General features: G+C 29.1%; 13 protein-coding genes. 1 reads left to right on the forward strand and 12 read right to left on the reverse strand.

Going from position 1 to position 15,398, the window contains the following annotated elements; all coding sequences use genetic code 11:
- Window positions 1-42: 42 nt before the first annotated feature.
- Together BVC87_RS20645 and msrA are read right to left on the reverse strand one after the other, a co-directional pair.
- A complete protein-coding gene (locus BVC87_RS20645) occupies window positions 43-507 on the reverse strand; it encodes a DUF302 domain-containing protein (RefSeq protein ID WP_075344304.1) in 465 nt (154 codons plus the stop codon).
- Between the two features lie 118 nt (window positions 508-625).
- Complete coding sequence (gene msrA / locus BVC87_RS20650) at window positions 626-1,225, reverse strand: peptide-methionine (S)-S-oxide reductase MsrA (protein WP_083629666.1); 600 nt, start codon at window positions 1,223-1,225, stop codon at window positions 626-628.
- A 244-nt stretch (window positions 1,226-1,469) separates the two neighbouring features.
- Here msrA and dnaX point away from each other — a divergent pair, with 244 nt between their 5' ends.
- Window positions 1,470-3,170 (forward strand): DNA polymerase III subunit gamma/tau, encoded by a 1,701-nt coding sequence (gene dnaX, locus BVC87_RS20655; protein WP_075344305.1) that lies wholly within the window; start codon window positions 1,470-1,472, stop codon window positions 3,168-3,170.
- A gap of 389 nt (window positions 3,171-3,559) precedes the next feature.
- Here dnaX and BVC87_RS20660 read toward each other — a convergent pair whose 3' ends face one another.
- The 10 genes from BVC87_RS20660 to BVC87_RS20705 form a co-directional block, all read right to left on the reverse strand.
- Complete coding sequence (locus BVC87_RS20660; RefSeq protein WP_075344306.1) at window positions 3,560-3,838, reverse strand: hypothetical protein; 279 nt, start codon at window positions 3,836-3,838, stop codon at window positions 3,560-3,562.
- A gap of 1,335 nt (window positions 3,839-5,173) precedes the next feature.
- Window positions 5,174-5,533 (reverse strand): hypothetical protein, encoded by a 360-nt coding sequence (locus tag BVC87_RS20665; RefSeq protein ID WP_075344307.1) that lies wholly within the window; start codon window positions 5,531-5,533, stop codon window positions 5,174-5,176.
- A gap of 312 nt (window positions 5,534-5,845) precedes the next feature.
- Window positions 5,846-6,853: an HNH endonuclease gene (locus tag BVC87_RS20670; RefSeq protein WP_075344308.1), complete on the reverse strand. Its 1,008-nt coding sequence runs from the start codon at window positions 6,851-6,853 to the stop codon at window positions 5,846-5,848.
- A 1-nt stretch (window position 6,854) separates the two neighbouring features.
- Window positions 6,855-8,864: an AAA family ATPase gene (locus BVC87_RS20675; protein ID WP_075344309.1), complete on the reverse strand. Its 2,010-nt coding sequence runs from the start codon at window positions 8,862-8,864 to the stop codon at window positions 6,855-6,857.
- Between the two features lie 212 nt (window positions 8,865-9,076).
- Complete coding sequence (locus BVC87_RS20680; RefSeq protein WP_075344310.1) at window positions 9,077-10,099, reverse strand: hypothetical protein; 1,023 nt, start codon at window positions 10,097-10,099, stop codon at window positions 9,077-9,079.
- A 503-nt stretch (window positions 10,100-10,602) separates the two neighbouring features.
- The gene (locus tag BVC87_RS20685) at window positions 10,603-10,821 is read right to left on the reverse strand and encodes a hypothetical protein (RefSeq protein WP_075344311.1); all 219 of its coding nucleotides are present in this window, start codon (window positions 10,819-10,821) and stop codon (window positions 10,603-10,605) included.
- Window positions 10,815-11,195: a hypothetical protein gene (locus BVC87_RS20690; protein ID WP_075344312.1), complete on the reverse strand. Its 381-nt coding sequence runs from the start codon at window positions 11,193-11,195 to the stop codon at window positions 10,815-10,817. The genes BVC87_RS20685 and BVC87_RS20690 overlap by 7 nt, the downstream gene beginning before the upstream one ends.
- A gap of 108 nt (window positions 11,196-11,303) precedes the next feature.
- Window positions 11,304-12,461: a pentapeptide repeat-containing protein gene (locus BVC87_RS20695; protein ID WP_075344313.1), complete on the reverse strand. Its 1,158-nt coding sequence runs from the start codon at window positions 12,459-12,461 to the stop codon at window positions 11,304-11,306.
- 163 nt (window positions 12,462-12,624) lie between these two features.
- Window positions 12,625-13,026 (reverse strand): GIY-YIG nuclease family protein, encoded by a 402-nt coding sequence (locus BVC87_RS20700; RefSeq protein WP_317041745.1) that lies wholly within the window; start codon window positions 13,024-13,026, stop codon window positions 12,625-12,627.
- A 65-nt stretch (window positions 13,027-13,091) separates the two neighbouring features.
- On the reverse strand, window positions 13,092-14,903 hold the full coding sequence (locus tag BVC87_RS20705; RefSeq protein WP_075344314.1) for a cation:proton antiporter: 1,812 nt from the start codon (window positions 14,901-14,903) through the stop codon (window positions 13,092-13,094).
- Between the last annotated feature and the right edge of the window lie 495 nt (window positions 14,904-15,398).

A 15,398-nucleotide genomic window follows, 5' to 3' on the forward strand; every position in this document is an offset into this window, starting at 1 on the left:
ACCCAAGTGATCTTTTAGGTTCTCTAAATAACCTGTAACACCCTATTCAATTGTAGTTATCTTATTCAGAGCATTACTAATTTTACTTAGCAATTCATCTTTTCCTTGAATTGTATGGCGTTCTTTTAAGTATTCAGGATTATTATAATTGATATATACTTTCCCTTTATCTTCATATATCATGATTTTTTGAGGTAAATCAATTGCTAAAGTTGGCGCTACTTCCATTAATGGTGTTCCTAAATTTGGATTTCCAAATACTAATAAACGAGTAGGTCGTAAACTTAAATCTTTTTTATTAGCATTAGCACTATGATCTAATTCAAATAATAACGTAAGATTTGGATTGTTCACTATTCTTTCTTTGATTGTAGTATAGGTGTTTTCGAAATCTAAAGTGCTTTCTTTAGTAATTAAATGGTCTTTTTGCATTGTGGTATATTGTTGATTTGATTGACATGAAAAGAAAAGTCCTATCGTTAAAACTAGTATCGATACTTTATACATGATCTTTGATTTTCGATTTATAATTTTTTGAATTACGAATTATCACTTTAAGAATACAACTACCCCAAAACCGATAATTGATAATTGATAATTGATAATTGATAATTGATAATTGAAACTAGTGTTTTTCTTTCTTTAAAATTTTTGGAAATTTCTTTTTGAATCGATTCAATCTTGGAATAGATACATTACGTACGTACGGATTATTAGGATGTAAACGTTCGTAGTTTTGATGGTAATCTTCAGCTTCATAAAACTTCTTAATTTTTAGAACTTCTGTAGCTATTTTACCTTTGTATACTTCAGCATTTAAATCTAAAATAGCAGCCTCTATGTATTTTTTCTCTTCTGCTGTATTATAAAAAGCTATTGATCTGTATTGTGTTCCATAATCTGGATGCTGACCATTTACTGTTGTTGGATCATGAGATCCAAAGAAAACATCTACTAAAGTTTTAAAACTTACTTTTTTTGGATTGTAATATACAGCTACCGTTTCAGCATGTCCAGTTCTTCCTGTTCCAATACTTCTATAGGTAGGATTTTTAGTATCCCCGCCAGCATAACCTGAAACAGCTTCCTCTACTCCTTCTACACTTTCAAAAATAGCTTCTACACACCAAAAACAACCACTAGCAAAATAAGCTACTTCCTTTTTATTTTGTGCTTGTAATACTAAAGTTCCTGCAATAAAAAACGTATAAATTAATTTTTTCATTTTTAGATATTTTTGAGTTTGTCGATTGTATTCCTAATTCCATACATGCGAATTCTAAATTTTAGATTTTTTAAGATACAATTTACAGCTTTAATTTTTTTCAATTGTCATATTTACTTATCGTTACATTGTTTAGTTTTCCTTTGGTATTCATATTTCCATTTCTAACAAAAACATTGTTTACAACTTTGTTTGTGTGTACTCCTTGGGTTTGCTACATTTGTTATATAATTTAATTGTATTAATGGAACATTTTATAGTATCGGCACGTAAATATAGACCTCAAAACTTTGAGGATGTTGTGGGTCAACAAGCGATTACCAATACGCTTGAAAATGCTATAAAAAATAATCATCTAGCGCAAGCTTTATTGTTTACGGGTCCACGTGGTGTGGGTAAAACCTCTTGTGCACGTATTTTAGCTAAACGTATCAATCAAGAAAGTTCTGAAAGTAACGAAGATGAAGATTTTGCCTTTAATATTTTTGAATTGGATGCGGCTTCCAATAACTCCGTAGATGATATTCGTAGCTTAACCGATCAGGTAAGGATACCACCACAAACAGGAAAATATAAAGTTTATATTATAGATGAGGTGCACATGCTCTCTCAAGCTGCTTTTAATGCTTTTTTAAAGACTTTGGAAGAGCCGCCTGCACATGCTATTTTTATTTTAGCGACTACAGAAAAGCATAAAATTATACCTACCATACTTTCACGTTGTCAGATTTTTGATTTTAAACGTATTGGTGTTTTAGATGCTAAAAATTACTTAAAGGTAATTTGTGAGCGTGAAAATATTACTGCAGATGATGATGCTTTACACATTATTGCACAAAAAGCTGATGGTGCTATGCGTGATGCACTATCTATTTTTGATCGTGTAGTTAGTTTTTCGGGAAATAATTTAACTCGTGAGGCGGTTACTCAGAATTTGAATGTACTGGATTATGAGGTATATTTTAATATGACGGATTTATTATTAGATAATAAAATTCCTGAAGTATTAATGGCCTATAATGATGTATTGGCTAAAGGTTTTGAGGGACAACATTTTATTAGTGGTTTAGCCTCTCATTTTAGAGATTTGCTAGTTGCTAAAGACCAGGCCACAGTAGCTCTGTTAGAAGTTGGTGATACGGTAAAAAAGAAATATTTAGAACAAGCCACCAAAGCTTCCATGTCTTTTTTACTACCATCTATTGATAAGGCTAACGATTGCGATTTAAAATACAAGTCCAGTAAAAACCAGCGATTACTTGTTGAATTGTGTTTACTACAAATTGCCTCTATCACTTTTGATGGAGCAAAAAAAAAATCCAGTAACTACATAATTCCCGCTACTTTCTTTACCGCATTATCTCCTGTAAAAAAGAAAGCGGCTCCTACTCCAACACCACAACAACAGCCTACACAACCTGTTGCTAAACCTGTTCAAAAAGCCGTTCCTGAAGCCCCTGAAAAGCCTTCTATAAAAAATATAAAACGTAGAACTTCTGCGCTATCATTTAAAAGCTTACAGGAAAAACGTGATACTAAAAATGTGGTTGAAGAGGAAGAAAACTTTGACAACCATCCAAGGACTCCGTTTACCCAAGAACAATTGCAAGATGCTTGGAAAAAATACTACTTTAAACTGCAAGGCTTAGGAGAGAAAAATATTGCTTCTATTCTACTAGCAGGCCAACCTACTTTAGGTAAAAACTTTGAGATTGTTGTGTCTTTACCCAATACATTGATGAAAAATCAATTAGAGAAAGGTAAACCAAATTTATTACGATTTATCCGTGAAAAGGTAAACAATTACGGTATCAAAATTAGAATTGATGTCAATGAAGTTGTTGAAAAGAAGTTTGCATATACACCGTTAGAAAAGTATAATAAGCTGAAAGAGAAAAATCCAATGATTGAAAAGCTTAAAAATACTTTTGGGTTGGATATATAATATACAGTGATCATTTATCAATGATCAATACACAATATTTGCTTTGACTTCGACAAGCTCAGTCAACTCTTCGATAAACTCCAGTCAACGTTTGACAAACTCCAACATTTTTATTTAAATTAACGTGAGTTTGATTTAAGAATACATTTTTTCAGGTTGTGAATCAATAAATTATGTCTTTACGATGAATGAAACGTAGTGAAGTGAAGAAGTAATCTATTAATTTAATAACGAAAATCTCGTTTTATAAGATATAAGATTGCTTCATTTCCCCTTCGACATAGCTCAGGGTTCATTCGCAAAGACCTCTTTATTTACTAAGGAGTTAAAGGTAAAATTACATCGAACTCACGTTAAATTAGCAATTTTACCCTTTGAATTTTTAAACCTTATGCACTTTCTCTGTACATTCTTCTGTGATCTATCCAAGATTGTACCCCTCCCAGTTCGCAAGCTCCGTAAAAATTGTCTTCCCTAACTATACAATTTTCCGATGATGACATATCCACTCTGATAAACCTATATATAACGAGTTTATAAATGGCTTCTTTTACCTCATCATATGTAATTCCGTCCATTGAATTACTGGTTATAATCTCTTGAATAAAGTTTTCTATGCTGTTAAATTTTTTGTTATTCGCCAAAGCTCTAAACACTATTTCCTCCATATGTTTCCCTGATTTACATTTCCAAAGTTATTATCTAGTCTTAGAATAAAAAATGGAATATCTGCAATAAAAAATGTGGATTTCCGCGGCGAGTGATTTATAATCTACATAAGCTCAATAGAAGAATTTAAAATTGTCTGTTCGAGACTCTCAAAAAAATTTGTGAAACGGATATAATGACATATTACTAAAAAAACGAATTTTAAATAACCGAATATATTATAAAGCGATTAAAAGCAGAGCTTTTAAATCTTCTTCGCAGAATAAAATTTCATTTCGTTAAGAAATCTCGAAGCCTTGGAGAGATTTTAGGAATGAAATTTGGTTTTTAGCATTAGCTAAAAAATTCATTGAAGAAGTGTCCTTTTTTTGGTTTGGTTTATCCTGAGCGAAGTCGAAGGATTTTTGGACAAGCAAAAAAATGAACAAGAAACTTATAAAAAGTACGGATCTTTATAACTTGATCATATGATAGACAAAAGAGAGCGGAATATAAGTTATTTACACATTAACATAAGATCTTGTTATTCAGTATTTTAAAAAACAAACCAACGATAGTTATTTTCAATAGAAAATCGTGTTGAATTAAATTTAGCAGAATTTTACTTTTGATTTTGATTAACTTAATCACTAGTAAAATTACTCCCATTAACCTTTTTAGTCCATCATTACGCAGGAGTATAAAGGATGAAGTAATCTTATGATTAAAAACAAGGGTTTCCTTATGAAATCAACAGATTACTTCTTCAGTTCACTACACGTTTATTGTAATGATCATTTAAATCCAGTCTTTTTAACAAACGTTATACAAAATTTCATTGCCAGGTAAAGCATTATCGAATTCAAAGGATACTTTGAATGAAGATAACTTACAAAGTAAGTCGGGACCTAACTAACGTGAATCTCGTTTAAGAATAACAGTGTCACTTCGAGTGAAATTCATTAGAGTAAAACGAAAATGAATTTTATATCGAGAAGTAAAAATGTTGTTCCCGATAGCTCTGCTGAACTTGATTCAGTACAATTTCACCTCATTAACATTCTGTAAAATCACCCAAACTGACAAGGATTTCTTATCCAAGATTCACGTTAACTATTATTACTCTTTTTACACACGAAAAACCACAATACATATTTTGTGTTAAATTCGTTGTTTTAATCAAGTACTTATGTAGAGTGAAGTAATACGGTTGACTTCGATAAACTCAGTCACCATTCGATAAACTCAGTCACCATTCGATAAGCTCGGTCACCGTTCGACAGACTCAATAATCATTCGACAAGCTCAGTCACCATTCGATAAACTCAATCAACTATAATAAATTCATTGCTTTTTTAGCGTGATAAGCTCGGTGTAACAAACCAACGACCAAATAGCATTTCAAATACACTCATACTTTTTTTCGGTTGTTTTATAGTGACCTCTTCACCTCTTTCTTGTGATAACCATAAGGCTACAGTTCCTAATTTTTTAGCTTTGTAGAAGTTCTCTTCTTTTAGAATACAATTTTCAGTTTCTGTAGTGTCTACTGAAATAATTCCGTACATGATCAGTTTAAACACAGCATCTTTTACTTTATCATAAGTTACCTCATCATTTTCATAATGCGTATTAGCAATCACATATTGAATAAAGTGATCTATACTACTAAACTTTTTCTTGTTCATTAATGCTTTAAATACAATTTCTTCCATAATTATCCCCATTTTTATAGATACAAAAGTATACACAGCAATTCTTGTACCAAATGGGATATCTGCAATAAAAAATGTGGATTTCCACTGAGGAAAAAGGTTTAGAATTAAATAGAAGTAACCTTATCTTAATTTAAATCAATAATCTACGGAATTATACCCATTATAAACTTCAGATAACTTTTATTTCAATAATTTAGGAAACTCTATCTAGAATAAATATTTTACCTAAAAATAGCTCTTCTAATGAACCTATAATTAGAGAAGTGTTTACACAGTTTGGATGTAATATATTATAATTAAGTATAATTTTTATCTATTTGTTTCAATCACGTTTTTTGCTTCCTTTTGTATATCTTGCATTAACTTACTTAAAGGTCTTTTATTAATTTCTGATGTTGAAATATAGTTACCAAGAATGAATCTATTTATTTCTTCTTTTGAAAACTTCCCCTCAAAATTATTTATAATTAATGATTTAAATTGTTCTGTATAGATATATTGCTTTGCATAAACCTCGTAAACTATATCAGAATGTTCATTATAAATTTCAGATAAATTAAAAGTTTTATCATGTCTATCTACATGAGCTTCATGACCTTTTTTAGGTTTTAACATCACTTTCATCTCATTTAGATCTTTATTTCCATTTAAAATCATATCAAAAATAGCATCTCTATCAGTTATGAAATCAAACTTATCTGCAAAAGAGTCTTTATATGGATGTATGTAATCTTTATGATTAAAGTCTTTATTACTTTTAGCTGTATTACAAGTAGCACAGCATGGTATCAAGTTATAAAAATTTAAACTCAAATACGGGTATTTACTTTTAGAATAAAAGTGATCAAAATGTAGATTAGCTTTTTTTGATTTCTTAATTGTAAGTATATAATTACTATTGCAATATGGGCATGCTTTTATTCCCAAATCTTTTGCTAGAAGATACATTAAACGTAATTGTCTAAGTCTAGGATATCCAAAAAGATCTAAAAAAAATTTATATCCTTCATCTTCAAAAAGAGGATTAAACTCTTTGTAATCATCTATAATTTCATCAAACTTTTCTAATGGTGAAGTTAACAATCTTTTAAACTCATCTTCATTTGTAACTGTTTCTAGAAATTTGACTTTAAGATTAATTTCACTTATTTGAGATGTTATTGCTCTTTCACTGTCTAAAGCTTCCTTTAACTTTTTTATTGGAGAAACATAAGTTCCTTTTTTTTCAACAACACGATTATAATGTTCAGCTGCTAATTGAGATATTAATTTTTTTTTATTTTCTGTGCTACAGTAACCTTTTTCTAATTTAATCATTTCATTGTCTCTTTAACTTTTTCAATTCCTCTTCTAATCTCTTTATTTTATCTTCGTTTGACTCTACAACCCTATCATTTGTTTCAACTTCTTCTAGAAGTTCTTTTAATTTATACTTTAATAATGGTTCTCCTATTATATCAATAATTTTTCTTATTTCCTTACTATTTATTAACACATTAGAATCTATATTATGCTCTAGTTTAGCAATAATTTCTTTTACTTTACTTACCGAGAACTCTCCCATAAAACCATTATTCATAAAAAAATTCTTTGAAAGTAAATCATGAATGTTTGCACAAAAAGTTTTATCTACAGACTCTATTTGCTCAGAAAACAATGTACCATCTTCTTTATTTTGCTGCTCTAAAAACATTATATTATGACTAGGTATATCAGAAAGAATAAAAGGAGAGTGTGTAATAAAACAGAAATTTATTTCTTTAATCTTTGAAAATTGTAAAGCTTTAACGCTGTTTAAAATACTCGCTACATACTTACGTTGTAATTCAGGATGAAAATACAACTCTATTTCATCTAATAAGACATTTACTCTTTTATATTGATAGCCATCTACAACAGAATCTAAATTTATTAAATGATAAAGAATAGAACTAACTGAATTAATCATTTGCATTTGACCAGAACTTAGAGTATTGAACTCTATTGCATTTTCCAAACCTTTTTGTTTAGATTGTAAAAATATATTTGCTTTAAAAATTGGTGGCGGTAATAACTCTATTCTATTTTCTTCAGTTAAATTATTTGATGTATCGTTTATCACCAATGAAATTCTTCCAGATATATCCTCTAAAGAAAAGCGACCAAAACTAAATTCAAGATGCTTATATTTTAAAAAATTCAGAGTTTGTTTTATCTTAAATACAATATGACTTGTATCCTCTAAGATTAGTTTTTTTATGTATTCATAAAGTTTATCTGGATAAAAATCCTTTTCATCTCTATTAAAATAATGTTGGTATTCTGGATAAATAATAGCTATATTAATTACCTTATAATATAAATAATTTAAGCTGTGTAAAACCAAAGAGTTTACACCGGTATAGTTTATTTCTAAATTTGAATCGTCTGGTATATATTCAAAAAGTTTAAAATTATAACACCTGTTTAAAGTTATTAATAAGTCTTTTTTCGATACATTTAAGTCTTTCAATTTGATTTCTTCAAACTTACTTTTTTCTAAATTGAGTCTATTATTATCTTCATTTCTTTCTGTTTTTATTTCAAGATTATACAGAACCTTATCTTCTTTATTTTTATTTTGAAATTTTAGTTCTACATGAGTTGCTGTTAATGTATCAGTGAGATGATTAAAATCTATGTTTTTATTATTATTTTCTCTCACTAAATTCGTAAAAAGCCTTGCTTGTACTAAAGCATTCTCTACGTTTATATCAAAATTTCCTCTTGTTCGCATTGGATTTAAAACTATAGGAATTTGATAACCATCATTTTTATGAAAAAGCCCATTTAACCAATTGCCCATTTGAGTAGCGTTTAACGAGTATTGAGAATAGTTAATAGCAACAGAATAAAAGAAATCATTAAAATCAAACTTTGGTAATGGTTTATTATCAAGAGTCAAATCTTTCTTATACTTATAAGCCCTAACGTCAGAATCTTTTATCTCTAACTTATAGAATTGATCTGTTTTAAAAAATAAAGTTGTGTCTAACCCTTTAATATGTTCTAAACTCTCTGAAAATGTAGTTTCTGTTTTTGATAAATTATTAATAATCATAAATAGCATCTCCATAATAGTACTTTTTCCTGTACCATTTTTACCTGCTATAGCATTAATGTTAATTTTAAGATTATTAGAACTATATAAATCTATATATTTTTCAGAGTTTAGAATAATCTTATCTGTACTAGAATCTACTGTATACTCCTGTGAAAAATGATACACTTTACCCTTATCTAGTATTTTGGAATACTTTTTTTCACATCCTTCATTAGCTCTTAACCCTATCAGTTTAAATCCACTCATAGCTCTGACTTTTTTATTTCTATAAATTTACTAGTTAAACTTTTAAAAGAAGTATTACAGTTAATTACTTTTCTGTACAAAAAATTATAATTGGGAAACACTTTCATATTTCTAACAACTATATTTTTCAGTACTAGAATTATTCCAAGAGGTAAATATTCTAACATATTATAAATTTAAAATGTTTTCCCTTAATTTATTTAGTCATTTAACTAATTATCTAAATACAATTCTTTTTTATAATTAATATTAGGATGTTTAACCTCACGTTTTTCTATTTCTTGTTCCAATACTATAGCAGCTACACTCAATAATACGTTAACTCCATACGTTCTACTTGGATTTCGAATTCCTAAATACATTTGCTCATTATAAACATTGGTGAGTTCGACATTTGCTGCAATTATATTTTCTCTTGTTCCTGAAGGAAAATAACTATATGAATTTTTATCTAAAAAAAGATTTAAATTATTATGAGTTATAAGATATACATCGCAATAATTAGCTCCAGGCGGCATTGCTAATTGATTCACTACAAAATTTAGACCGCCTGATGAATCTATTAATTTTGTTAAATCAGAAGCTAAATGTATTTGTTGTTTCATAGCTTCTACTGTATTTTTATCTCTAAAAGCAACGACTGTATAATACCACTTTACTGTATTACGTGGTAAATTAAACGGTAAAGCAACTCTTGACTTTCCACCTTTTAAAAAAGCATTCGAGCCACTATTAACATAAAAATGCTGATTGTCGTGTACCTTTTTAACAACGTACTTTTCTTTTTTTATATAGGTTTCTGTTCTGATTGTATATGTTGTATCAGCAACTACTCTTTCTTTTACTGTAGTATTAAACAAAGTGGTTTCGTTAGATACCGGTATCCTATCCAACTTAAAACTACAAATTCTTCTACCTAACGATAGATTTGAAAATTTAAACATATAGATTCCTGTTTTCTTTATTTTGATGGTTTTATTTGTTAATGAAACCATATTAAAATCAGAAAACATGATACTTCCATTATACTCACTTATTTCAAAAGTCTTTAACTTTTTTCCTTTTTCTTCTTTGTAATTTATTATAATCCGATCTCCTTCAGCAAAACCATATAACAACGTATAATCAGACATTAGAGGTACTTTAAAGTTTAAATCAACTACAGGTATTGAATCCTTTGTAGCATATAATGATATACTCACTAATAATAAAAAGGTTATACAAATTTGTTTCATTTTCTTTTTGTTTTTCTTATTTGTCAATACAAACATATCCTTTTAATAAAGTTATATTAAAATGTATTTTTTAATAATAGTATTGCTGTCATTAGTACTATTAAAATTTTGATTAATACTTAAAAATCAACTTAATCGAAAAGATATATTTCTTTATTAAAATATTATATATTGATACTAGTGGGTTGTTTTCGTATTCATTAAATAATCCTAGTTTTAAAGATTATCACTCTAACATCTCATTAATGAACTTAATCCCAAATTTTGAGTATTTACAATTAAAGTAAGCACCACAATCCAAAACTAATTTGATTATAATAGAAAATCTTACGAGTTTCCATAAAATTAATTTTTAATTTGAACTAACTAAATCAAAAAGTACAATAAAAAAAGAGTTAAAATTATCACTTACTCTATGATTACTTATATATTCAGAATAAGAAATTAAATTATGATAATAATAAGAATACACATCTTGTATATAATAGTAATACTAATAAGTATTATTCAATTATAAATTCGAATATTCCTATTATTTTAAAAGACAACAGATCATCTTCTTTTAAATAGATATTTTCATAGCTAGGATCTGAGGAGATTGGTTTAAGTACTATAACTTCATGCTTCCACCCGTTATCATCTTCACTTTTTTTACTTTCATACTCTTTAATCGTGTAACAAAAACCCGAGTCTCTATCTTGAATATCTGCTGTTTCTACCAATACAATTTTTCCTTTTCTAGACCCCCATTGTCTTTTTTAAAAAGACAGAAAGATCCGTTAGGTACAACTTTATTCATAGATTCACCAATGACTTGACAAGCAAAAAAATCTTGATTTAGTCGTACTCTATTTTGAATATTTATCCAATATATCTGGTCCTCTGCTAATTGTTCATTACTAAAATTACCTGCTGAAATTTTTAAGTCATAAAATGGAACAGCATTTTCATAGGGTTTTACATCTTCGGTTCTTAATAAAGAAATTTTAGACGTTTCTCTCTCTTTTTTAAACTGATATATAAAAGAACTTAAATATGTTTTCAAATTATAATTACAAGCATATAAATATGTTCCTTTGATACCACGAAGTAACATCGTTTTGTAAATATTAATAATGTAAATTTTAAAAATAAGAAACCCTTATAATTAATCATCTTTTACAGTATCTCTATATACAAAAAAGAATAACTATTTTTCAACTTCTTAATATTTCCGCAATAATATTGGAGCTTTTTTTCCTGTTATAAGCTCACCATTTTTATTAAAATGTGGGTACACTACACTATCAACTCTATACTCTTTAGCAATTTTTTCCGCACCTTTCAATTTTAAAGTATCTCTTATATACGAAAGCCAGTCATATCTATGAACCTTAACACTATCTAATGACCTTATCTTCTCCATATTGGCTCCTGTAAGTATCGTATGCCTTAGATCTGCCTTGTAGAAATTTGCGCCTTCTAAGTTTGTATTTATTAAAAAAGCATTATGTAGCGCTACATTTTTAAAACTTGTATTTACTATACTTGCTTCATTTAGATTTACTCTTTTAAGAGTTACATTATCAAAGTTAGAAAAGTCTAAACTAGCACTTTTTAAATCGATACCACTTAAATCTCTATTGTTTACCTGTAGAAAACTTAAATCGGCATACCTGAAATTTATATTTCTATTATTTAGCATACTATCTCTAAGAAAAACCTTATTAATATTACTATGAAGTAACGTAATCAACAACTGCCCTCTTTCTGGGCTTAAAAGTTTTGTTAGCCCTAAACTATCTTTATACGCGCTTTCTGCTGTATATGTTTGAATAAATTTATATGGTTTCATAGCACGTGAAAGACTAATAATTCTTCCCATTAACGTACTAGATAAAATACCTTCTGTGCTATCTTTATTTTCTAATTCTTTATTAATATCGCTCAATACTTCTCCCATAATAAACATTTGAGATGAGCGTCTTGAGGCTTCTTCTAACTGGGTTTGTATTTCAATTTTTTCATTTTGTTTTTCAAATAATTTATTCTGTTTGGTAATAATCCAATTTTGCTGGACGAGTAATACTGTGGGTAATAATGCAATTAGTAATCCTACAATTCCTATTCTGGTTAATCGCCAAATAATGTTTGCTGTAACATCAGCAATAGTATCTTTTGATAATTTTTTATCTTCATTAAATTCTATGATTGCACTTTGTATACTCTCTTTTAAATTTCTACCAATAAAAAATGTAGCTACTTTTTTAGTCAGAAAGAATTTAAATCGTAGTGATTTTGCTTTTTTCTCATCAATACGCTTTAGTTGCTGTTTTAAAACTTCATTCTCTTCTTGTAGTTGGGCTATTTCTTCTTCTGTCATGATTACTTAATTCGTTTTCAATTTACAAAAAATAGAACTCTTTATAATTGCCTCATTTACGTATTCTAATGTTTCCTGAAATTTTCGATTGTTCTCTAAAGTTCTTCTTTTATATTTTAAACAAGGTGACTTCGAGTACCTCAGTCACCAAATAAAACTTAGCTTACAATAACTTGATTGTTCCCTGAGGTACTCGAAAGTTCCCTGAGGCTCTCGAAGGGAACATTTTAGCATTTTCATCCTTATCCCTATAACTTTTAGACAAATCAAATAAGGTATTGAACTGTCCAAAAATCAAAGCTTCTTTTTTTACTCTTCTCCATTTCTGGACTTGTTTTTCTCGATAGAAAGCATCTTGTATTCTCGTGAACTCTTCGAAATACACCAGTTTTACTGGTAATCGCTTTTTAGTGTGGTTTGCTTCTTCTCCATTTTGATGTTGTTGTAATCGTAACTTCAAATTTACAGTGCTTCCTACATAATAGGAATCATCAGCACATTTTAAAATGTACATATATCCTTTTTTCATAGCTTTTATTACTGTGGCTTCGAGTACCTCAGCCACCTTTTAGTAGCTAAACCACCATTATTTAATATTCGATTGTTCCCTGAGGTACCCGAAGGAAACTTCTACATAATCTCCTCTCCTACATACACAATAATATCATTTTCTTTAATGCTTTGTGTATCTACTTCTGCTAAAATTTTAATTGCCGTATTTGATTTTAAGAATAATGGAATGGCTCTTTGACATGCATTGATCTTAGTAATCTTCTCCGTGTAATCTTCTGATGAAGTTACTGTAAGTTCGTTTACCTGATGGTAATCTCTAATGGTTTCTGTTACATTGATAAAATCATCGTTGGCAGTTAATAAAATATCAGAATTTTCAGGGTTCTTCGTAGTTACCTCTCTTGAAGTTGCCAATCTGTAGGCTCCCATTTCTCCAAAAATATCAGAAAAACGCTCTAATGCATATTTGTTTACCACATCACTACCTGTCATGGCTATTAAATAGCCTACATCATTCAGTTCTACATTATCGCCTAAGTTGTCATTATAAATATCAATATTTATCGCTTCAATACCTTGTTCTTTGGCATCGTTCACATAATCTTTATTGCTATCTAATAAAATAACACGTCTGTTATTTTCCATGAGGTATTGGGCAATTAAACGTGCAGATCTAGATGCTCCTACAAATACTATAGCTTCCGATTTCTTTAAGAAAACGCCAATCATTTTGGCTAACATTCTTGCTGTAGTTGCATTTAACAATACCGTTCCCAGTACTATCATAAATACTAATGGAGTAATATATTCAGCGCCTTCTACGCCTTGTTTCATCAATTTGGTTCCGAATAATGAAGCAATACCAGCGGCTACAATTCCCCTTGGCCCTACCCAACTGATGAATATTTTTTCATTGAGTTGTAGTGTTGATTTATGTGTGCTTAAGAAAACACCTAACGGACGTACTATAAAAACGACTAACGCGAATAGTACAACTGTTTTCCAATTGAAGATTAAGCGTAATTCCGACATATTCATGTTTGCTGCTAGTAAAATGAATAGTATAGAGATCAGTAATACTGTTAGTGATTCTTTGAAATATAAAAGTTCATCAAAACTTTTTAGTTTACTATTGGCTATTACCATTCCCATGACCACTACAGCTAGTAATCCAGATTCGTGTGCTAATAAATCTGATAATACAAACACCAATAACACCATAGATAATGATACTACATTCAGTAAATAATGGGGTACAAACTTTCTGTTGACAATAAAGATTAAGCCTTTTGCAAATGCAAATCCTAATACACTACCAAATAATACAATCTTAAAAAACTCGATTAACGCTGTTTGTGTGAATCCACTTCCACCTCCAACACTAATAAATTCAAATACTAAAACGGCTACTAAAGCTCCAATCGGGTCGATTAGAATTCCTTCCCATTTTAATACTGCTGATACGTCTTTTTTTAATGGAATATTTCTAAGGATTGGAGAAATTACGGTTGGACCTGTTACAATGATTAACGATGAAAATAGCAATGCCATTTCCCAACTTAAATTGAAAATATAACGTGCAAAAATTCCTGCTCCGAAAAAGGTAACTACTGAACCTAAAGTGATTAGTTTGGTAATTACTGGACCTACATTTTTAATTTCACTCTTTTTTAGGGTTAAGCCACCTTCAAAAAGAATAATACTTATGGCTAGCGATACAAAATAGAACAATCCTTCTCCTGGAAATAATCCTTTTTTACCATTCCAAATAGGCTCTATCCATTTACTTCCTTCATTGATAAATTCTGCGGCTATTGGTCCTACTAAAAGTCCGATTAAGATTAAAGGTAAGATTGCTGGGATTTTCAATTTCCATGCAACCCATTGTGCTAAAATCCCTAAAATAATAATTCCTGCTAGTTCTAACATTTAATTGGTGTATTAAACGTAAATGTATACTATTTTTAATTAATATGAAACTATGTTTTGTTTGAAATTGGAAGTCAATAGTCAAGAGTAAAAAAGATTCATCCATCGAAACAATACCAGATTTTATGAAAGATATAGATAAGGTGATTTAATTCTTAATATTATTTTTAGCTTACACTTAATAGATTGCTTTGCTTCACTGCGTTTCGATCGCAAAGACATGTTAAATAGAAAATATACACTAAACAATAAAACTAAATTGGAGATTGAGCTTGTCGAAATCGAAGTTGAAAGTTGGAAGTAAAAAACTTAGAAACGACACAACATTCTTAATCTATTTGTTTTCATCATAAAATGAAAAATTCGTAATTCAAAAAAATATACATCATGAATACAACAACGTAAAATGAAGTGAACTGTTTATCGATTAAAAGATTGCTTCATTCGTACCTCTTTCGCAATGACATGTTAAATAGATAATGTTATTTTAAATAA

Origin of the sequence: Tenacibaculum agarivorans, assembly GCF_001936575.1 — a bacterium.
Taxonomy (GTDB): Bacteria; Bacteroidota; Bacteroidia; order Flavobacteriales; family Flavobacteriaceae; genus Polaribacter; species Polaribacter agarivorans.